Below are 20,376 nucleotides of genomic sequence, written 5' to 3'. Positions count from 1 at the left end.
CGGCGGCCTGCGGCGTATGCTGTGGGCCCATTGCGGGATGTGCGGCCATGCCTGCCCCGTGGCACAGGAGATGAATACATGGAACTCGCCAACCCATTGGCCAGCTATGCGCGTGGCAGCACCGATACCCCGCTGATCGAGGCCACGATAGGCGATTTTTTCGCCGACATGGCGCGGCGCCAGCCCGACAGCGAGGCCCTGGTCAGCCGCCACCAGGGCCTGCGCTACAGCTACGCCCAGCTGCACCAGCAGGCGCGCCGCCTGGCCAGCGCCCTGCTGGGCCTGGGCCTCACGCCGGGCGACCGCATAGGCATCTGGTCGCACAACAACGCCGAATGGGTGCTGATGCAGCTGGCCACGGCCCAGGTGGGCTTGATTCTGGTCAACATCAATCCGGCCTATCGCACGGCCGAGGTGGAATACGCCATGAACAAGGTCGGCTGCAAGGCGCTGGTGACCATGGCGCAGTTCAAGACCAGCGACTATCTGGGCATGCTGCGCGAGCTGGCGCCCGAGCTGGCCCTGTGCCGCCCCGGCCTGCTGGCATCCAAGTGCATGCCCGAGCTGCGCACGGTGGTCTGGATCGATGTGGCGGGCGAGGGCGAGGAGCAGCCCGGCATGTTGCGCTTTTCCGATCTGATGGCGCGTGGCGACGCGCAGGATGCGCGCATAGCCGCGATCGCCCCCAGCCTGAAGAACACCGACCCTATCAACATCCAGTTCACCAGCGGCACCACGGGCTTCCCCAAGGGCGCGACGCTGACGCACCGCAACATCCTGAACAACGGCTTCTTCATTGGCGAGTGCATGCGCCTGACCCCGGCCGACCGGCTGTGCATTCCCGTGCCGCTGTACCACTGCTTTGGCATGGTGCTGGGCAACTTGGCTTGCATCACGCATGGCAGCACCATCGTCTATCCGAACGACGGCTTTGACCCCTTGAGCGTGCTCGAGACCGTGCAGGCCGAGCGCTGCACCGGCCTGCATGGCGTGCCCACCATGTTCATCGCCGAGCTGGACCACCCGCGCTTCAAGGAGTTCGACCTGAGCAGCCTGCGCACCGGCATCATGGCCGGCAGCCCCTGCCCGATCGAGGTCATGAAGCGCGTGCAGGCGGACATGCACATGACCGAGGTGACCATTGCCTACGGCATGACGGAGACCAGCCCCGTCAGCTGCCAGAGCGACGCCGACACGCCCCTGGAAAAGCGCGTCTCCACCGTCGGCCGGGTGCAGCCGCACCTGGAGGTGAAGATCGTCGACCCGGAGACCGGCGCAGTCGTGGCGCGCGGCGAGCGCGGCGAGCTGTGCACGCGCGGCTACTCGGTCATGCATGGCTATTGGGGCGACGTGGAGAAAACGCGCGAGGCCATAGACCCCGAGGCCTGGATGCACACCGGCGACCTGGCCACCATGGACGATGAGGGCTATGTGAACATCGTCGGCCGCATCAAGGACATGGTGATACGCGGCGGCGAGAACCTCTACCCCCGCGAGATCGAAGAATTTTTGTACCGCCACCCCCAGGTGCAGGATGTGCAGGTGGTCGGCGTGCCGGACGAGAAATACGGCGAGGAGCTGTGCGCCTGGATCATCGCCAAGCCCGGCAGCAGCCCGACCGAGGACGACATCCGCGCCTTCTGCAAGGGCCAGATCGCGCACTACAAGGTGCCGCGCTACATCCGTTTTGTGCAAGCCTTCCCGATGACCGTGACCGGCAAGATCCAGAAGTTCAAGATCCGCGACGTGATGAAGGATGAGCTGGGCCTGCAGGAAAGCAAGACGGCATAAATCCAAACCTTTCGGAGCAACCATGATTCTCGAATCCCAGATCAATCCGCGCTCGGCGGAATTCCAGGCCAACGCCGCCGCCATGCGCGCCGTGGTCGATGACCTGCGCGCCCATGTCGAGCGCGTGGCCCAGGGCGGCGGCGAGACCGCGCGCGCCAAGCATGTGGCGCGCGGCAAGCTGCTGCCGCGCGAGCGCGTGGAGATGCTGCTCGACCCCGGCACGCCCTTTCTGGAGATCGCGCCGCTGGCCGCGCTCAACATGTATGGCAACGATGCGCCCGGCGCCGGCCTGATCGCCGGCATAGGCCGCGTCTCGGGCGTGGACTGCATGATCGTCTGCAACGACGCCACGGTGAAGGGCGGCACCTACTACCCCGTCACCGTCAAGAAGCATTTGCGCGCGCAGGAGATCGCGCAGCAGAACTGCCTGCCCTGCATCTACCTGGTGGACTCGGGCGGCGCCAATCTGCCCAACCAGGATGAGGTCTTCCCGGACCGCGACCACTTCGGCCGCATCTTCTACAACCAGGCCAACATGAGCGCCCAGGGCCTGGCGCAGATCGCCGTGGTCATGGGCAGCTGCACGGCCGGCGGCGCCTATGTGCCGGCGATGAGCGACGAGACCATCATCGTCAAGAACCAGGGCACCATCTTCCTGGGCGGCCCGCCGCTGGTGAAGGCCGCCACGGGCGAGGTGGTGACGAGCGAAGATTTAGGCGGCGGCGACGTGCACACGCGCCTCTCGGGCGTGGCCGACCATCTGGCGCAAAGCGACCTGCATGCGCTGGCGCTGGCCCGTTCCGCCGTGGCTAATTTGAATAGAAAACAGCCTGAAACGCAGGCGGATAATGCGCCAACAGCTCCTAAATATGAAGCAAGCGAGCTGTATGGCGTGATCCCTGTCGATACGCGCAAGCCCTTCGACGTGCGCGAGATCATCGCCCGCATCGTCGACGGCAGCGTTTTCGACGAGTTCAAGGCGCGCTACGGCAACACCCTGGTCTGCGGCTTTGCGCGCATCGAGGGGATGGCCGTGGGCATCATCGCCAACAACGGCATCCTGTTCAGCGAATCGGCGCAGAAGGGCGCGCACTTCATCGAGCTGTGCTGCCAGCGCAAGATACCGCTGGTGTTTTTGCAGAACATCACCGGCTTCATGGTCGGGCGCAAGTACGAGAACGAGGGCATCGCGCGCCACGGCGCGAAGATGGTCACGGCCGTGGCCACGGCGAATGTTCCGAAGTTCACCATCATCATCGGCGGCAGCTTTGGCGCCGGCAACTACGGCATGTGCGGACGCGCCTACAGTCCGCGCTTTTTGTGGATGTGGCCGAACGCGCGCATCTCGGTCATGGGCGGCGAGCAGGCGGCCAGCGTGCTCGCCACCGTCAAGCGCGACGGCATAGAGGGCAAGGGCGGCAAGTGGTCTGCCGAGGAAGAGGAGGCCTTCAAGGCCCCGATACGCGACCAGTACGAGAAGCAGGGCCACCCCTACTACGCCACGGCGCGCCTTTGGGACGACGGCATCATCGACCCGGCCGACACGCGCCGCGTGCTGGCCCTGGCCCTGGCCACCTCGCGCCACGCGCCGATTGAAGACGTGAAGTTCGGCGTGTTCCGCATGTAAGGAGACACCATGACAGCCTTGACGATTCGCTACGACGGCCCGCGTGCCACCATCACGCTGACCCAGCCCGAGATCCGCAACGCCTTCAGCGACGAGGTCATCGCCGAGATCACCGCCGCCTTCACCGAGGTGGGCGCACGCGCCGATGTGCGCGCCGTGGTGCTGGCGGCCGAGGGCCCGGCCTTCTGCGCCGGCGCCAACCTGAACTGGATGCGCCGCATGGCGGACTACACGCGCGAGCAGAACCTGGCGGACGCCGCCAAGCTCGCCGAGATGCTGCGCGTGATCTACGAGTGCCCGAAGCCGACGATTGCGCGCGTGCAGGGCGATGTGTACGCCGGCGGCACTGGCCTGGTGGCCGCCTGCGACATGGCCGTCAGCGTGGACACTGCGGGCTTCTGCCTGTCCGAGGTCAAGATAGGCCTGATCCCCGCCACCATCAGCCCCTACGTGATCCGTGCCATGGGTGCGCGCGCCGCGCACCGCTACTTCTTGACGGCCGAGCGCTTCGGCGCGCAGGAGGCGCTGCGCATCGGCTTTGTGCACGAGGTGGTGACGGCGGAGCAGCTCGACGCCAAGGTCGATGAGCTCGTCAAGGCATTGATCAGCGCCAGCCCGAACGCCGTGCGCGCCTGCAAAAAGCTGGTGCTGGACGTCGCCGAACGCGAAATCAACGCCGCCCTGATCGCCGCCACGGTGGAGGGCATTGCCGACATCCGCGCCAGTGACGAGGGCCGCGAGGGCGTGCAGTCCTTCCTGCAGAAGCGCAAGCCCAGCTGGCTGGCCTGATCGTTGCAATGGACGCGCTCTGGCTCCAGATCGTGCAATGGCTCCATACGGTGGGCCTGCACATCGACTCAGGCACTGCCCAGGCGGTGGCCGAGGGGGCCGCGCGCGCCACGCAGCAGCTGGACATGCCCGGCCTGCTGGCCCTGGCCGCGGCCCTGGGCTGGGCCAGCGGCATGCGCCTGTATGCGGTGGTGTTTCTGGTCGGCGGCATGGGCGCCCTGGGTTGGATCGCGCTGCCGCCGGCGCTGACGGTGCTGCAGCACCCGGTGGTGCTGATGGCCAGCGGCTTCATGCTGCTGGTCGAATTCTTTGCCGACAAGGTGCCGTGGCTGGACAGCGCCTGGGACGCGGTGCATGCCTTCATCCGCGTGCCGGCGGGTGCGCTGTTGGCTGCTGGCGTGTTCGGTGCCGACAACGCCAGCATGGCCGTGGCGGCAGGGTTGTTGGGCGGCACGCTGTCGGCCACGGCCCTGGCCACCAAGATGACGGCGCGCGCGGCGGCCAACACCTCGCCCGAGCCGTTTTCCAACTGGGGCCTGTCGTTCCTGGAGGACGGCCTGGTCGTCGCCACGGTCTGGCTGGCCACGCAGCACCCGCTGGCCTTCGGCGTTGCGCTGGTACTGGCGCTGGCCGTGTCGGCGCTGCTGCTGGTGATCTTGTTCAAGTTTCTGCGCGCCGTGCTGCGGCGTGTTTCTTCCCTGTTTTCTGCTTCTGCCAAGGTGGCCTGAATGTTTACAAAAATCCTGATTGCGAATCGTGGAGAGATCGCTTGCCGTGTTGCTGCGACCGCCAAACGCATGGGCGTGAAAACCGTCGCCGTGTATTCCGACGCCGACGCCAACGCCAAGCATGTCGCCGCCTGCGACGAGGCCGTGCACATTGGCGCCAGCGCGCCCAAGGACAGCTATCTGCGCTGGGAGCGCATCATCGAGGCGGCGCAGCAGACCGGCGCCCAGGCCATCCACCCCGGCTACGGTTTTTTGAGCGAGAACGAAGACTTCGCCCAGGCCTGCGCCAAGGCCGGTCTGGTGTTCATCGGCCCGCCGGCGTCGGCTATTTCAGCCATGGGCCTGAAGGCCGAGTCCAAGCGTCTGATGGCCAAGGCCAGCGTGCCGCTGGTGCCGGGCTACCAGGGCGAGGACCAAGACCCGCAACTGCTGCAGCGCGAGGCCGATGCCATCGGCTACCCCGTGCTCATCAAGGCCAGCGCCGGCGGCGGCGGCAAGGGCATGCGCCTGGTCGAGAAAAGCGAGGACTTTGCCGCCGCGCTGGAATCCTGCAAGCGTGAGGCCATCAACAGCTTTGGCAACGACGCCGTGCTGGTCGAGAAATACGTGCTGCGCCCGCGCCACATCGAGATCCAGGTGTTTGGCGATACGCACGGCAACTGCGTCTATCTGTTCGAGCGCGACTGCTCGGTGCAGCGGCGTCACCAGAAGGTGCTGGAAGAAGCCCCCGCTCCCGGCATGACGCCCGAGCTGCGCGCCCGGATGGGCCAGGCGGCCGTGGCCGCGGCCCAGGCCGTGGGCTATGTGGGCGCGGGCACGGTCGAATTCATCGTCGAGCAGCCGGGCGGCTACGACCAGCCCGAGGCCATGAAGTTCTACTTCATGGAGATGAACACCCGCCTGCAGGTGGAGCACCCGGTGACCGAGGCCATCACCGGCGAAGACCTGGTGGAGTGGCAGCTGCGCGTGGCCAGCGGCCAGCCTTTGCCCAAGCGCCAGGACGAGCTGCGCATCATCGGCCACGCCATCGAGGCGCGCATCTGCGCCGAGAACCCGGACAACAACTTCCTGCCCGCCACCGGGCGCCTGAATGTCTATCGCAAGCCGGTCTGCACCAGCTTCGAGAGAAGCCAGGTGCGCGTGGACGACGGCGTGCGCGAGGGCGACGCCATCAGCCCCTTCTACGACAGCATGATCGCCAAGCTCATCGTGCATGGCGACACGCGCGAACAAGCGCTGGCGCGGCTGGACGACGCACTGGCCCAGACCCACATCGTCGGCCTGGCGACCAATGTGCAGTTCTTGCGCCATGTGGTGCAAAGCGGCGCCTTCGCCCAGGCGCGGCTCGATACCGCGCTGATCCAGCGCGAGGAGGCGGTGCTGTTCCAGCAGGAGAAGGTTGGCCTGCCCCTGGCCGCCGCCGCCGCCGTGGCCAGCCAGCTGCTGCGCGAGCGCGCCGGGCAGGGCGCCAACCCCTTCAGCCGCACCGATGGCTGGCGTTCGCTCACCGCCTGCAAGCGCCGCTTCGAGTTCGACTTTGGCGGCCAGCACGCCAAGGCCTGGCTCAGCTATGAGCGCGATGGCAGCTACCGGCTGGCCATGGGCGAGGGCGAAGGCGCGGTCAGCGGCGCGCTCGCCTTTGCCCTCGCCCCCGGTGGCGCCATGGACCTGCAATACGCCGGCCAGCGCACCCAGGCCCTGGTCTACGCCCAGGGCGAAAGCGATCATGTTTTCACCCCGCGCGGCGCCACACGCATCGAGGCCCTGGATCTGCTCGCCCATGCGGGTGAGACGGCCGGCGAGGGCGGGCGCCTGACGGCACCCATGCCGGGCAAGGTGGTGTCGTTTGCCGTCCAGGCCGGCGACAAGGTCAGCAAGGGCCAGGCCCTGGCGGTGATGGAGGCCATGAAGATGGAGCACACGATTGCCGCCCCTGCCGACGGCGTGGTGGCCGAGCTGCTCTACGCGCCCGGCGACCAGGTGACGGAAGGCGCCGAGCTGCTCAGGCTTTCCGCCGTCTGAACACGCGCGCGGCGCCGTCGCGGTACGCTCGCAGGCCATGAAAATTACCTTTTGCTGTACCGACACCAAGGCCGAGCCCTGGCTCCAGGGCCTGGCCGCCGCCCTGCCGCAGGCCGACATCAGCCTTTGGCAACCCGGTGCGCCCCAGGCCGACTACGCCGTGGTCTGGGCTCCGCCGCAGCAGTTCATTGACGAGCAGGCGAGCCTGAAGGCCTTGTTCAACATCGGCGCCGGCGTGGATGCGCTGCTGAAACTACGTCTGCCGCCGGGTCTGCGCGTGGTACGGCTCGACGACGCCGGCATGGCCGTGCAGATGGCCGAGTATGTGTGCCACGCGCTGATCCGCCACTTCCGTGAATTCGACGACTACAAAGCCAGCGCCCGCGCCGGCCGCTGGAGCTACCGCAAGCCGCGCGAGCGGCGCGACTTTCCCGTGGGCGTGATGGGCCTGGGCGTGCTCGGCGAGCGCGTGGCGCGCGCCGTCGCGCAGTTCGATTTTCCGGTGCGCGGCTGGAGCCGCAGCCCGAAACAGGTGGCGGGCGTGCAATGCTTTCACGGCGCGCAGGGTTTCAACGCTTTTCTGGCCGCCAGCCGTGTGCTGGTGAACCTGCTACCGCTCACGCCCGAGACCCAGGACATCATGAACCGGGACACGCTCGCGCGTCTGATGCCCGGCGCCTATGTGATCAACGTGGCGCGTGGCGCGCATCTGGTCGATGACGACCTGCTGGCGCTACTGGATGGCGGCCATGTCGCCGGCGCCACGCTGGACGTGTTCCGCACCGAGCCGCTGCCCGCCGGGCACCCGTTCTGGAGTCACCCCCGGATCACGCTCACGCCCCACACCTCGGCGCGCACGCTGCGCGACGAGAGCATTGCCCAGATCGCGGGCAAGATCGCGGCCCTGGCACGCGGCGAGGCCATTGCCGGCGTCGTGAGCCTGGAGCGTGGTTATTGACCCGCACCCATTTCCTACTTCAAGAGACAAGCCATGCCCTATCCCTCCCGAGTCCGCATCATCGACGTAGGCCCGCGCGACGGCCTGCAGAACGAAAAGACCCCCGTGCCCGCCGACATCAAGATCGGCCTCGTGCAGCGCCTGCAGGACGCGGGCCTGCAGGAAATCGAGGTCACCAGCTATGTGTCACCCAAATGGGTGCCGCAGATGGCCGACAACCATGCGGTGATGAGCGGCATGGCGCGCAAGGCCGGCGTGCGCTACAGCGTGCTCACGCCCAACCTGAAGGGCTGGGAGGCGGCGGTGCTTGATAAGCCCGACGAGATCGTCGTCTTCGGCGCCGCCAGCGAGGCCTTCAGCCAGAAGAACATCAACTGCAGCATTGCCGAGAGCATCGAGCGCTTCGCCCCGGTGGTGGATGCCGCCCTGGCCGCAGGCGTGGCCGTGCGCGGCGCCATGAGCTGCACCGTGGGCTGCCCCTACGAGGGCGAGATCGCACCGGAGCGCGTGGCCTACCTGGCCGGCCTGATGCGCGGCATAGGCGTGCAGCGCGTGGACGTGGCCGACACCATAGGCGTGGGCACGCCGCTCAAGGTGCAGCGCGCCATAGAGGCCACGGCCCAGCATTTCGGCATCGACGATATCTCCGGCCATTTCCACGACACCTACGGCCAGGCCCTGTCCAACACCCTGGCGGCGTTGGAGCTCGGCGTGTGGAACTACCAATCCTCCATCGCCGGCCTGGGCGGCTGCCCCTACGCCAAGGGTGCCACCGGCAACGTGGCTACCGAGGATCTGGTCTACATGCTGCAGGGCATGGGCATTGAGACGGGCATCGACCTGGACGCTCTGGTCGATGCCGGGCAGTACATCAGCGATTTTCTGGGCCGCAAGCCCCAGTCGCGCGTGGCGGTGGCGCTGTTGAACAAGCGCGCGGGGTGATGAACAGCGGAACGCCACCGCTTGCATGCAGGCCTGCCCATGTATAAAGTAATGAATCCTTACGGTAAGGAATTCACTCCATGACGGCTGTCGCCAAGATCACCAGCAAGGGCCAGACCACGATTCCGGCCGATATCCGCGCCGCCCTGCAGGTCGGCCCGGGGGACAAGCTCGCCTGGGAGGTGTTGGAGGCGGGCGTGGTACAGGTGCGCCGCGTACAGCCGCTGGATATGGAGTTTCTCCAGGCCATGGAAGGCACACTGGACGAATGGGCCGGCGCCGCCGACGAAGAGGCCTACCGTGATCTATGAGCGCTGGCAGGTGGTGCGCGTGCCTTTTCCCTTTACCGACCGCCTTGCCAGCAAGAACCGCCCGGCACTGGTGCTTTCCGCCGCCGCGGCCTTCAACGCCCCGGCTGGGCATCTGGTGCTGGCCATGATCACGTCCGCCGGCAATGCCCCGTGGCCGCTGGACTGTGCCATCCAGGATCTTGCCGGTGCTGGTTTGCCGGCGCCGTCCGTGGTGCGCTGCAAGCTATTCACCCTGGATGCGCGCCTGGTTCGCGGCAGCCTCGGGCGCCTGGCGCCCCACGATGTGCAGGAGATCGAGCACAGTCTTGGCCGCCTGTTCGGCGCTGCCGTCTGACGCTCCTGATGCAACCTATTTGCTTATGAATCCCGCTGCCGTTTCCCCTCTCCCCGAAGCCGTACAACGCGTAGCCGCTGCCTTGCAGGCGGCCCGCCACCCGCATATGCCGATCATGCTGGACGACGCCGCGCGCACGGCGCAGCAGGCGGCCGACGCCTTGGGCGTGCAGCTGGGCCAGATCGCCAAGAGCATCATCTTCCGGCGCAAGAGCGACGACGCGGCGGTGCTGGTCATCACCTCGGGCGACCGGCGCGTGGATGAGAAAAAGGTGGATGCCCTGGTCGGCAAGACGGGCCGGGCCGACGCCGAGTTCGTCAAGGCCAGGACCGGCTTTTCCATCGGCGGTGTTTCGCCGCTGGCGCACGCGCAGGCGCCGGTCACGCTGATCGACCGCGAGCTGCTGCGCTTCGAGGTGATCTGGGCCGCGGCCGGCCATCCGCATGGCGTGTTCCAGCTGCGGCCGCAGGATCTGCAGGCCTTCACCGGCGCGCCGCTGGCCGATGTGGTGCAGGTAGTCGTGTCATGAAACTATCAACATTGATAGCTGCTCGCGCCCAACAGATAAGCGTTACGGGCCAATTTCATTCAAATTTCACGGGAGTGATCCCCTCGCCCTGCCTGTCCATCTGTCGCATGACGCGCGACGGCAGCCACTGCGAGGGCTGTTTTCGCACCCTCGATGAGATCCGCACCTGGTCGCAGGCGGGCGCTGCCCGGCGCCGGGCCATCTGGGCAGACTTGCTGCGGCGTGCCGGGGTTGCATTGCCCGAGGAACTGGCATGAAAGAGATCACCTGTTACCTGGACTTCGTCTCCCCCTACGCCTGGTTGGCCTTCGAGCGCCTGCCCCAGGCGCTGGAGGGGCTGTCCTACCGCCTGAGCTACCGTCCGGTGCTGCTGGGCGCGCTGCTGAACGCCCATGGCAATCCCGGGCCGGCCGGCATTGTCCCCAAGCGCGACTGGACCTACCGCCATGTCAGCTGGCTGGGCCACAGCCTGGGTGTGGGCCTGGACATGCCGGCGCGCCACCCGTTCCCGCCGCTGCCGCTGTTGCGCCTGGCGCTGGAGTGCAGCGACGATGGCCTGGTGAACCGCTTTGTCGCCGGCAGCATCCTGCGCCATGTCTGGCAGGGCGGGGCGGACGCGCTCGACCCGGCGCGCCTGGACGCGCTGCGCGCCCTGCTGGCCGAGCAGCTGCGCCCGGACGAGGCCGCGCCCGAACGCGCCAAGCAGCTGCTGCGCGCCAACACCGAGCTGGCGGCGCAGCGCGGCGTGTTCGGCGTGCCCATGTTCGAGGTCGATGGCCATTTGTTCTGGGGCCTGGACAGCCTGCCCATGCTGCGTGCCTATCTCGATGGGGATGGCTGGTTTGCGCAACACTGGCAGCGCTGTGCAAGCGTGCCGCAAGGCTTGCCGGGTTGAATTGGGCTCATGCCCAATGCCTTCAACTTCTCCGCCTCGCCGTTCGACTGCCTGACGGCCGAAGAACAGTCGCTGGTGCGCGACAACGTGGACATTGCCTACTACCCCGAAGGGGCGGTGGTGCTGGATGTGGGCAATGCGCCCGAGCATCTGTTCGTCATCATCAAGGGCTATGTCACGCAGACCGAAGGCGAGGAGGTGCTGGCTACCTACGGGCCAGAAGACTGTTTTGACGGCCGCGGCCTGGTGGCCGGGCGCGTCAGCAGCCGCTTCACCGTGGCCGAGGAGCTGGTGGCCTACCAGTTGGCGCGCAGCACCGTCAAGGATCTGATCGCGCGCAACCGCGGCTTTGGCGCGCTGCTCTTTTCCGACCTGGGCAACAAGCTCTCGGCCCTGGCGCAGCGCGCCGAACAGCACCAGATGCAGTCGCTGACGCTGGCGCGGGTCGATCAGGCCTTTCTGCGCCCGGCGCATGTGGTGGCCGCGGGCACCGACATCGTCTCCGTGGTGCGCATCTTTCAGGATCAGCGCACCACCAGCGTGCTGGTCAGCGGCCTGCCCGATGGGCTGGGGATTTTTTCCAACACCACGCTGCAGCGTGCCATCCTCGATGGCCGGCCCTTGGAGCGCATCACCGTGGGCGAGCTGGCCAGCAGCCCGGTGGTCACGGTGCGTGCTGCCGAGCAGATTGGCGACGCCATGGCGTTGCTCTTGCGCGCGCGCGTGCACCGCCTGGCGGTGCTGGGCGAGGACGGCCAGGTACTGGGCATCCTGGAGGCGCTGGACCTGTTCAGCTACCTGGCCAACCACTCGCACCTGATCACGGTGCAGATCGAGGAGGCGCGCGACCTGCCGGCGCTGGAGGCCGCCGCCGCGCAAATCACCCGCCTGGTGGCCGCCCTGCACCGCGGCGGCACGCGCATCGCCCTGGTGGCGCAGCTGGTGCAGCAGCTCAACGCGCGCCTGTTCGAGCGCGCCTGGCAGATGATTGCCCCGCCCGATCTGCTGGCCAACAGCTGTTTGTTCGTCATGGGCAGCGAGGGGCGCGGTGAGCAGCTCTTGAAGACCGACCAGGACAACGGCCTGCTGCTGAGTGACGGCTACGAGCCGCCGGCCGATCTGCAGGCCATTTGCGACCGCTTCTCACAGGCCCTGGCCGGTTTTGGCTACCCCGAATGCGCCGGGCGCATCATGCTCAACAACCCCGAGTGGCGCGGCACGGTGACCGGCTTTGGCGACAAGGTGCGCGGCTGGCTGCTGCAGCCCCAGGGCGAGAGCCTGATGTACCTGGCCATCTTCATGGACGCCCACGCCGTCGCTGGCAAGGCCCAGCTGCTGGCCGAGGTGCGCCAGCGCGTGATGCAGCTGGCCACCGACAACGATGCATTGGTGGCGCGCTTTGCCATGGCCATAGACGCCTTTGGCGGCGCCGCCGGCTGGTGGAACCGCCTGCTCAGCCTGGGCGGCGACGCCGACCTGGTGAACCTCAAGAAAGCCGGCATCTTCCCCATCGTGCATGGCGTGCGCAGCCTGGCGCTGGCGCGGCGCATCAAGGCCACCGGCACCGTCGAGCGCATTGCCGCACTGCAGGGCGAAGGCCAGCTGGACGAGGCCATGGCGCAGGAACTGGTGCAAGGCCTGCACTTTCTGATGGGCCTGCGCCTGCAGGCCGGCCTGGCCGAGCTGGAGCTGCAGCGGCCGGTGACCGGCAACGTCGATCCGCAGCGCCTGTCCAGCCTGGAGCGCGATCTGCTCAAGGACACGCTCTCGGCCGTCAAACGCTTCAAGGCCCTGCTGCACCAGCGCCTGCGCCTGGACGCCGTATGAGCCGCCACTACAGCCAGGCCGCCCCGCTGTGGTGGGAAAAGCTGCGCCGCTGGTGGCTGATCTATCACCTGGGCGAGCCCGAGTTCGCGCCCATGTTCGACCCGCCGCCGCACGATGAATGGGTGGCGCTCGACTGCGAGACCACCGGGCTGAACACGCGCAGCGACGAGATCATCTCCGTCGGCGCGGTGCGCATCGTCGGCGACCGCATCATGACCAGCGAGCGCCTGGAGCTGTTGATACGCCCCGAGAAAGGCGTGTCCGCCGACAGCGTGCGCATCCACCGCCTGCGCGAGCGCGACCTGGAGGGCGGCCTGCCGAAGGACGAGGCCATGCGCCGGCTGATGCGCTTCATAGGCAGCCGCCCGCTGGTGGGCTACTACCTGGAGTTCGACGTGGCCATGCTCAACCGCGCCATCTGGCCGCTGCTGGGCATGGGTCTGCCGCAGCCCAAGATCGAGGTCTCGGCCATGTACTACGACTACAAGTTCAAGCAGCTGCCGCCCTACCAGCAGCAGGCGACCACCGAGATCGACCTGCGCTTTGCCACCCTGATGCAGGATCTGGCCCTGCCTGAGCGCGAGGCACATGACGCGCTCAATGACGCAGTGATGGCCGCCATGGCCTTCATCAAGCTGCGCCGCTTGCGCGGGGAAGCATAAGCAAAAATTGGCATAAACCGCCTGTCTATCGGCGCAATAAGCTATTCTAAAGATAGCAAAAAACCGGGCCCTTGTGGGGCCCGGTTTCGTTGATGGGGGCTTCGCAGCCCCTCCCTCCTTGGAAATCGATCAGTGGCCGGATGCGCCGGAAGCGCCCAGGCCGGTTTCCGAGCGCACCTGCTGCGCCGGGAAGGCTGCGCGATCCTTGGCCGCGCGGGCGCTGCTGTCGGTGATCGAGAACAGCCACACGCCGACGAAGCCGATGGTCATGGAGAACAGCGCCGGCGACGAGTAGGGGAACAGGGCCGAACCGGCCGGGTTGCCCAGCGTGGCTTCCCACACCGAGGGCGAGACGACGGTCAGACCCACCGACGAGATCAGCCCCAGGAAGCCGCCGAACACCGCGCCGCGCGTGGTGCAGCCCTTCCACAGGATGGACAGGATCAGCGCCGGGAAGTTGGCCGAGGCGGCGATAGCGAAGGCCAGCGACACCATGAAGGCGATGTTCTGCTTCTCGAAGGCAATGCCCAGAATCACCGCGACGACGCCCAGAGCCAGGGTGGTCATGCGCGAGACTTTCAGTTCGGCCGCGCTGTCGGCCTTGCCCTTCTTGATGACCGTGGAGTACAGGTCATGCGACACGGCCGAGGCGCCCGACAGCGTCAGGCCGGCCACCACGGCCAGGATGGTGGCGAAGGCCACGGCCGAGATGAAGCCGTAGAAGATGTTGCCGCCCACGGCCTTGGCCACCAGCACCGCCGCCATGTTGGCCGTGCCCGCGCCGCCCTTGATCACGCCCTTGACCGTGTCGGCCATCTCGGGGTTCGTCAGCACCATGGTGATGGCGCCAAAGCCGATGATGAAGATCAGGATGTAGAAGTAGCCGATCCACACCGTGGCCCAGCCCACCGACTTGCGGGCTTCCTTGGCGTTGGGCACGGTGAAGAAGCGCATCAGGATGTGGGGCAGGCCGGCGGTGCCGAACATCAGCGCCATGCCGAAGGAGATGGCCGAGATCGGATCCTTGATGAAGCCGCCCGGGCCCATGATGGACAGGCCCTTCTTGGCTGCTTCTTCCGGCGTCAGGCCGGTGTTGGCGGCGATCTGCGTGCGCACTTCGACACCCTTGGCGAACAGCGCCTCGGGGCTGAAGCCGTAGTTGGCCAGCACCATGAAGGCCATGAAGGTCACGCCGCACAGCAGCAGCACGGCCTTGATGATCTGCACCCAGGTGGTGGCCGTCATGCCGCCGAACAGCACGTAGACCATCATCAGCGCGCCGACGATGACCACCGCGACCCAGTACTCCAGGCCGAACAGCAGCTTGATCAGCTGGCCCGCACCCACCATCTGCGCGATCAGGTAGAAGGCCACCACGATCAGCGTGCCGGATGCCGCGAACATGCGGATCGGCGCCTGCTCGAAGCGGTAGCCGGCCACGTCGGCAAAGGTGAACTTGCCCAGGTTGCGCAGCCGGTCGGCCATCAGGAAGGTGATGATGGGCCAGCCCACCAGGAAGCCGATGGAGTAGATCAGTCCGTCATAGCCCGAGGCCATCACGGCTGCCGAGATGCCCAGGAAGGAGGCGGCCGACATGTAGTCGCCGGCAATCGCCAGGCCGTTCTGGAAACCCGTGATGCCGCCGCCGGCGGTATAGAAGTCGGCGGCGGAGCGGGTCTTGGAGGCGGCCCATTTCGTGATCCACAGCGTGGCGACCACGAAGATGCCGAACATGATGATGGCCGTCCAGTTGGTCTCCTGCTTGGCGGCCTGACCTACGTCGCCACCGGCGGCGTAAGCAACATTGCTCGCCCACAGGGCGGCCAGGGCCAGCGCCGTGCTGGCGGTGTTTTGCAGGCGCTTCATTTGGTGACGTCCTTGAGGATTTCTTCGGTCAGCGCGTCGAACTTGTTGTTGGCGATGCGCACGTAGTAGACCGTGATGGCGATGGTGAACAGGATCACGCCCATGCCTATGGGCACGCCCAGCGTGGTCACGCCGGCGCCGATCGGCTTGGCCAGGAAGGCCTTGTCGAACGCGATCAGGCCGATGTAGCCAAAGTAAACGACCAGCATCAGGATGGTCAGGACGACACCCAGCGGGTTGCGCCTTGCGCGCAACTCCTGGTACTTGGGATGGCGTTGAATCTTTTCAACGACGGGGTCACTCATGCTTGTCTCCTTGAGGGATGAAACGCCGTGCATGCAATGGACGCAATACACAAACGGGGCGGATTCTGCGAAGCCGGGCTGACCAAACGCTTACGCGCTGCAATGCAGCAAAAACGCGGCATTTCGGCCGTTTTGGCCGGTTTTTCACATCAAAAAACGCCGCCTAAGGGTTTCTTCCGAACTTGTAAGTTTGTATTCAGCCAGTCGTCAGCTTGCGTAAGAAATGCGTCAGCACTCCGTCAGTAGCCGGGCAGATAGTGCAAACACAGGCATTTGTAAGCACCTGTGTTTCAAAACCAACTAGGAGACAAGCAATGGCAATCAGCGCTACGCAAGGCGCGGGCGGCAAGGCGGCGGCCCGCCCCATGACGCCCGAGGAACGCAAGGTGATCCTGGCGTCGTCCCTCGGCACGGTGTTCGAGTGGTACGACTTTTATCTATATGGCTCGCTCGCGGCGATCATCGCCAAGCAGTTCTTTGCCGGACTCGATCCCACATCGGCCTTCATCTTTGCCCTGCTGGCCTTTGCCGCGGGCTTCATCATCCGGCCCTTCGGCGCGCTGTTCTTCGGCCGCCTGGGCGACCTGATCGGGCGCAAGTACACCTTTCTGGTGACCATCCTGATCATGGGCATCTCGACCTTCATCGTCGGCATACTGCCCAACTACGCCAGCATAGGCGTGGCCGCGCCGGTGATCCTGATCTGCCTGCGCCTGCTGCAAGGCCTGGCGCTGGGCGGTGAATACGGCGGCGCCGCCACCTATGTGGCCGAGCATGCCCCCAATGGCAAGCGCGGCGCCTACACGGCGTGGATCCAGACCACCGCCACCATGGGCCTGTTCCTGTCGCTGCTGGTCATCCTGGGCACGCGCACGCTGATGGGCGAGCCGGCCTTCAACGACTGGGGCTGGCGCATTCCTTTCCTGGTGTCCATCCTGTTGCTGGCCATCTCGGTGTGGATCCGCATGCAGCTGTCCGAGTCGCCCGCCTTCCGCAAGATGAAGGCCGAGGGCAAGACCTCCAAGGCGCCCCTGGCCGAGTCCTTCGGTCAGTGGAAGAACCTGAAGATCGTGCTCATCGCGCTGTTCGGCCTGACCGCCGGCCAGGCCGTGGTCTGGTACACGGGCCAGTTCTATGCGCTGTTCTTCCTGACGCAGCAGCTCAAGGTGGACGCCGTCACGGCGAACCTGCTGATCGCCGCCGCGCTGCTGATCGGCACGCCCTTCTTCCTGATCTTTGGCTCGCTGTCCGACAAGATTGGCCGCAAGACCATCATCATGGCAGGCTGCGCCCTGGCCATCGTGTCCTACTTCCCGGCCTTCAAGGCCCTGACCCAGGCCGCCAACCCGGATCTGGCAGCGGCCCAGGCCAAGAGCCAGGTGTTCATCGTCGCCGACCCCAAGGAATGCTCGTTCCAGTTCAACCCCACGGGCACGACCAAGTTCACCAGCTCCTGCGACATCGCCAAGCAGGTGCTGGCCGCCAGCTCGGTCAGCTATGACAACGAGGAAGCCCCCGCCGGCACGCCCGCCGTCATCAAGATTGGCGACGATGTGATCCAGAGCTACTCCGCCAAGGGCCTGTCCGCGGCCGACGCCAAGGCCAAGGACGCAGAGTTCAAGAAGGCCGTGGCCGACACGCTCAAGGCTGACGGCTACCCCGCCAAGGCCGACCCGGCGAAGATGAACAAGGTGATGATGGTCGTCATCCTGACCTACCTGGTGATCCTGGTGACCATGGTCTACGGCCCCATCGCCGCCATGCTGGTGGAGCTGTTCCCCACGCGCATCCGCTACACCTCGATGAGCCTGCCCTACCACATCGGCAATGGCTGGTTCGGCGGCCTGCTGCCCACCATGTCGTTCGCCATCGTGGCCCAGACCGGCAACATGTACAACGGCCTGTGGTACCCGATCATCATCGCCGGCATGACGCTGGTGGTCGGCATGCTGTTCCTGCGCGAGACCAAGGACGTGGACATCTACGCCAACGACTGAGCCTTGCCGCCCCGAGCCGGCGTGACGGCCCCCTGACGACAGCCCCGCCCCGGCGGGGCTGTTGCGTTTAAACGTCAGATTGCAAACCGATTGCAAGGCTCCAAGGCTCCAGCTCCTAAAATCGGGGCTGTAGACGCACAAGGCGCTCACCGGCCATAGGCAGGCCGCAAGCGGTGCCTACTACCCCTGATAGACACAAACATTCAAGGAACCCATATGCAAAAGAAACACCTCCTGCTCGCCCTGGTTGCCGCAACTGGCGCCTCCACCGTCATGGCGCAAAGCAGCGTCACCCTGTATGGCCGCGTGAACACTACGGTGGAACGTCAAAAGGTTGGCGACGTTTCTACGACCGGTCTGTTTAACAACAATTCGCGCTGGGGTGTCCGTGGTACGGAAGACCTGGGTGGTGGTCTGAAGGCTGGCTTCCAGTTGGAAAGCGGTTTCGAGTCTGACACTGGTGCTGGCTCTTCTTCCACTGGTGGCATGACCTTTGGCCGCCAGAGTGAAGTGAATCTGTCGGGTGGCTTCGGCATGGTGCGCTTGGGTAACTTCTTCCCCGCTTCGTACTACGCCACGGCCGACTACGTGAGCATGCACAACCATGACACGGGTTCGTCATCTGACGCTCTGTACCGTGATCCGGTGTGGTTCAGCTCCCCGGCCAGTCTGGGCTCTGGCAACAAGATTGGCTATACCAGCCCCAACCTGGGTGGCCTGGTTCTAGAGGCCGCAGTATCGCTGCATGAAAAGGCTGGCGCGAAGAAGAACGGTTACGACCTGGCAGCTAACTACAACCTGGGTGCCCTGGCCCTGGGTGCCGGCTATAGCCAAGTCGACGACGACAAGCAACTGGGCCTGCGCGCCTTGTACACCTTCGGTCAGTTCACGGTTGGCGGCTACTACCAGCGCAACGACCAGGATGTGATCGGGACACGCAACAACTATCGCCTGTCGGGCATGTACACCCTGGGCGCTTCCGAGTTCCACGTGAACCTGGGTCGTGCGGCCAAGTGGAGCAAGGTGGCCGATAGCGCCGCCACGCAGTGGACTCTGGGCTACAACTACAACCTGAGCAAGCGCACCAAGGTTTACACCTACTACACCAAGGTGGACAACAAGGCTGGCGCCGATTACGTGACTGGTGCTGCTGGCGCTGACTTCAGCTCCTTCGCCCTGGGCGTGCGCCACAACTTCTGATCTCCCGCAGCGTAGGCTGCCTGCAACCCAGGCCTGATTCAATCGAGTCGGGCTTGGAGCCAGAGAGAACAGGCCTCACACATCCGTGTGGGGCCTTTTTTGTGGGCGGCCCGTTCTCACAACAACCATCAGGAGACAGGCATGTGGAAGCTGGTATTGGGATTCGTGCTGTTCGCGGCGCTATCGCTGTTCGTGATCATGCAGGCCGGGGACAAGGTGGACATGAGCGGGGAAAAGCATGGAGCGGACGCCGTGCATGCGCCCGAGCCGGCCGCGCCAACGGCCGCTGGTGCCGCCAAGTAGTGCCACCGCTTGCCAACAAAAAAACCCGCGCAGGCGGGTTTTTTTTACGGGCTGTGCGGGGCGCCTTCAGCGGCGGAACTTGCCGTCTGCGCCAATGATGGACAGATCGGCGAAGTCGAGACCTGTGTGATCCTTCTGGCCGTATGAAATCGGCAGGCCGCCCAGGTCGTACTGCTGTATGGCCTCCAGCGCCGCCTGTATCTTCTCGCGCGTGGGCTTGGGGCCGGCGCGGCGCAGGCCTTCCACCAGCACCTTGGCGGCGGCAAAGCCCTCCAGCATGGCGGGGCTGATGTCGCCCTGGCCGCCGGCCTTGCTCAGTTCCAGGGCTTCCTTGACCAGCGGATAGGCCAGGCTGCGCTCGTTCGGGAACACCTGGCTGACGATGACGCCGCGCGCCTGCTCGCCCAGGCTCTTGATGAAACCGCTGGAGGCGTTGTTCGACAGGGTGACCAGCTGCGCCGTGGAACCCGCCTTGCGCAGCGCCGCATAGCCGTCTGCCACCGTGGTGCCCGAGCCAATGATCAGCACCGCCTGGGCTTGCGCCTGGGCGATCCTGGCCGCCAGCGGAGCAAAGTCGGGTTGGGCGCGGTTGAACTTGTCCAGCACCACCGGCTGCAGCCTGGCTGCGTCCAGGCCTTTCTGGGCGCCGGCCACGCCGTCGGCGCCAAAGCTGTCGTCGGCATACAGCACGGCGATGCGGTTCATGCCCAGCGTGGCCAGATGGGTCATGGCCTTCTCGGCCTCGCGCTGGTAGGTGGCGCGCACGTTGAACACATGCTTGCGCACCGGCTGGTGCAGCACCATGGCGCCGGTGGAGGGCGCCACCAGGGCCACGCCATGCCTGTCCAGGTGCGGGATGATGGCCTCGGTGTGCGGCGTGCCGCGGGTGAGGAACATCACATCGACCTTTTTGTCCTCGATCAGCACGCGGGCGTTCTCGCCGGCGGTCTTGGGGTCGAACTTGTCGTCCAGCGAGATCAGCTCGATCTTCTGCCCATGTACGCCGCCCTTGGCGTTCACGGCGTCGATATAGAGCTTGGCGCCGGCGGCGGTTTCCTGCACGCCCGCGCCCACCACGCCCGAGAACCCCGCCGTCTGGCCCACCAGAATCTGCGCCTGTACGGTGCCGAGGGCCGCCCCCAGCATCAGGGTGCTACCCCATTTTTGCCATGTGCGCATGGTATCGCCTCCTTGCTTTTGTCAACAAATGTTTTGCGGTGCGGTGCAGTCTAACGGACACGACGCTCAATGGGCAATCCGAATCCCTAGAATGTTCCGCCTCACCGAACA

General features: G+C 65.9%; 20 protein-coding genes. 17 read left to right on the top strand and 3 right to left on the bottom strand.

The genetic code is table 11. The features are described 5' to 3' along the window. Positions 1-78 precede the first annotated feature (78 nt). The 14 genes from P4826_RS09795 (at position 79) to P4826_RS09730 (ending at position 13,415) form a co-directional block, all read left to right on the top strand. Complete coding sequence (locus P4826_RS09795) at positions 79-1,791, top strand: AMP-binding protein (protein WP_317703656.1); 1,713 nt, start codon at positions 79-81, stop codon at positions 1,789-1,791. Positions 1,792-1,813: 22 nt separating this feature from the next. Then, on the top strand, positions 1,814-3,418 hold the full coding sequence (locus P4826_RS09790) for a carboxyl transferase domain-containing protein (RefSeq protein ID WP_317703655.1): 1,605 nt from the start codon (positions 1,814-1,816) through the stop codon (positions 3,416-3,418). 9 nt (positions 3,419-3,427) lie between these two features. Further along, positions 3,428-4,207 carry an enoyl-CoA hydratase/isomerase family protein gene (locus tag P4826_RS09785; protein WP_317703654.1) on the top strand — a complete coding sequence of 260 codons (780 nt, stop codon included), beginning with the start codon at positions 3,428-3,430 and terminating at the stop codon, positions 4,205-4,207. Between the two features lie 8 nt (positions 4,208-4,215). Continuing rightward, positions 4,216-4,935, top strand: a complete 720-nt coding sequence (locus tag P4826_RS09780; RefSeq protein ID WP_317703653.1) for a DUF4126 domain-containing protein — start codon at positions 4,216-4,218, stop codon at positions 4,933-4,935. After that, a complete protein-coding gene (locus P4826_RS09775) occupies positions 4,936-6,957 on the top strand; it encodes an acetyl/propionyl/methylcrotonyl-CoA carboxylase subunit alpha (protein WP_317703652.1) in 2,022 nt (673 codons plus the stop codon). 37 nt (positions 6,958-6,994) lie between these two features. After that, the gene (locus P4826_RS09770; protein ID WP_317703651.1) at positions 6,995-7,915 is read left to right on the top strand and encodes a 2-hydroxyacid dehydrogenase; all 921 of its coding nucleotides are present in this window, start codon (positions 6,995-6,997) and stop codon (positions 7,913-7,915) included. Between the two features lie 33 nt (positions 7,916-7,948). Then, positions 7,949-8,857 (top strand): hydroxymethylglutaryl-CoA lyase, encoded by a 909-nt coding sequence (locus P4826_RS09765; protein ID WP_317703650.1) that lies wholly within the window; start codon positions 7,949-7,951, stop codon positions 8,855-8,857. A gap of 80 nt (positions 8,858-8,937) precedes the next feature. Beyond that, positions 8,938-9,168: an AbrB/MazE/SpoVT family DNA-binding domain-containing protein gene (locus P4826_RS09760; protein ID WP_317703649.1), complete on the top strand. Its 231-nt coding sequence runs from the start codon at positions 8,938-8,940 to the stop codon at positions 9,166-9,168. Further along, complete coding sequence (locus tag P4826_RS09755) at positions 9,158-9,502, top strand: type II toxin-antitoxin system PemK/MazF family toxin (protein ID WP_317703648.1); 345 nt, start codon at positions 9,158-9,160, stop codon at positions 9,500-9,502. The genes P4826_RS09760 and P4826_RS09755 overlap by 11 nt, the downstream gene beginning before the upstream one ends. A 25-nt stretch (positions 9,503-9,527) precedes the next feature. Further along, the gene (locus tag P4826_RS09750) at positions 9,528-10,031 is read left to right on the top strand and encodes a YbaK/EbsC family protein (RefSeq protein WP_317703647.1); all 504 of its coding nucleotides are present in this window, start codon (positions 9,528-9,530) and stop codon (positions 10,029-10,031) included. Continuing rightward, positions 10,028-10,288: a DUF1289 domain-containing protein gene (locus P4826_RS09745; protein ID WP_317703646.1), complete on the top strand. Its 261-nt coding sequence runs from the start codon at positions 10,028-10,030 to the stop codon at positions 10,286-10,288. Before P4826_RS09750 ends, P4826_RS09745 begins: the two co-directional genes overlap by 4 nt. Next, entirely contained in the window at positions 10,285-10,926 is a 642-nt protein-coding gene (locus P4826_RS09740; protein ID WP_317703645.1) for a DsbA family protein, read from the top strand. Before P4826_RS09745 ends, P4826_RS09740 begins: the two co-directional genes overlap by 4 nt. A gap of 9 nt (positions 10,927-10,935) precedes the next feature. Further along, entirely contained in the window at positions 10,936-12,753 is a 1,818-nt protein-coding gene (locus P4826_RS09735; protein WP_317703644.1) for a putative nucleotidyltransferase substrate binding domain-containing protein, read from the top strand. Further along, on the top strand, positions 12,750-13,415 hold the full coding sequence (locus P4826_RS09730; RefSeq protein ID WP_317703643.1) for a 3'-5' exonuclease: 666 nt from the start codon (positions 12,750-12,752) through the stop codon (positions 13,413-13,415). The genes P4826_RS09735 and P4826_RS09730 overlap by 4 nt, the downstream gene beginning before the upstream one ends. 129 nt (positions 13,416-13,544) lie before the next feature. On the opposite strand, the gene P4826_RS09725 is transcribed toward P4826_RS09730, so the two are convergent. Next, positions 13,545-15,281, bottom strand: a complete 1,737-nt coding sequence (locus P4826_RS09725; RefSeq protein ID WP_317703642.1) for a cation acetate symporter — start codon at positions 15,279-15,281, stop codon at positions 13,545-13,547. Further along, positions 15,278-15,586, bottom strand: coding sequence for a DUF485 domain-containing protein (locus tag P4826_RS09720; RefSeq protein ID WP_317703641.1), 309 nt, complete (start codon positions 15,584-15,586; stop codon positions 15,278-15,280). The genes P4826_RS09725 and P4826_RS09720 overlap by 4 nt, the downstream gene beginning before the upstream one ends. A 314-nt stretch (positions 15,587-15,900) precedes the next feature. On the opposite strand from P4826_RS09720, the gene P4826_RS09715 reads away from it, so the two are divergent. The 3 genes from P4826_RS09715 to P4826_RS09705 all read left to right on the top strand — a co-directional run bounded on the left by P4826_RS09715 (position 15,901) and on the right by P4826_RS09705 (position 19,086). Further along, positions 15,901-17,583, top strand: coding sequence for an MFS transporter (locus P4826_RS09715; protein ID WP_317703640.1), 1,683 nt, complete (start codon positions 15,901-15,903; stop codon positions 17,581-17,583). A 216-nt stretch (positions 17,584-17,799) separates the two neighbouring features. Continuing rightward, positions 17,800-18,783: a porin gene (locus tag P4826_RS09710; protein WP_317703639.1), complete on the top strand. Its 984-nt coding sequence runs from the start codon at positions 17,800-17,802 to the stop codon at positions 18,781-18,783. A 141-nt stretch (positions 18,784-18,924) separates the two neighbouring features. Continuing rightward, positions 18,925-19,086 carry a hypothetical protein gene (locus P4826_RS09705; RefSeq protein ID WP_317703638.1) on the top strand — a complete coding sequence of 54 codons (162 nt, stop codon included), beginning with the start codon at positions 18,925-18,927 and terminating at the stop codon, positions 19,084-19,086. Between the two features lie 66 nt (positions 19,087-19,152). On the opposite strand, the gene P4826_RS09700 is transcribed toward P4826_RS09705, so the two are convergent. Then, positions 19,153-20,265, bottom strand: a complete 1,113-nt coding sequence (locus P4826_RS09700) for an ABC transporter substrate-binding protein (RefSeq protein WP_317703637.1) — start codon at positions 20,263-20,265, stop codon at positions 19,153-19,155. Between the last annotated feature and the right edge of the window lie 111 nt (positions 20,266-20,376).

The sequence above is a fragment of the Diaphorobacter limosus genome (assembly GCF_033100095.1).
GTDB classification, from domain to species: Bacteria; Pseudomonadota; Gammaproteobacteria; order Burkholderiales; family Burkholderiaceae_C; genus Alicycliphilus; species Alicycliphilus limosus.
This window is presented reverse-complemented; position numbering and strand designations above follow the sequence as displayed.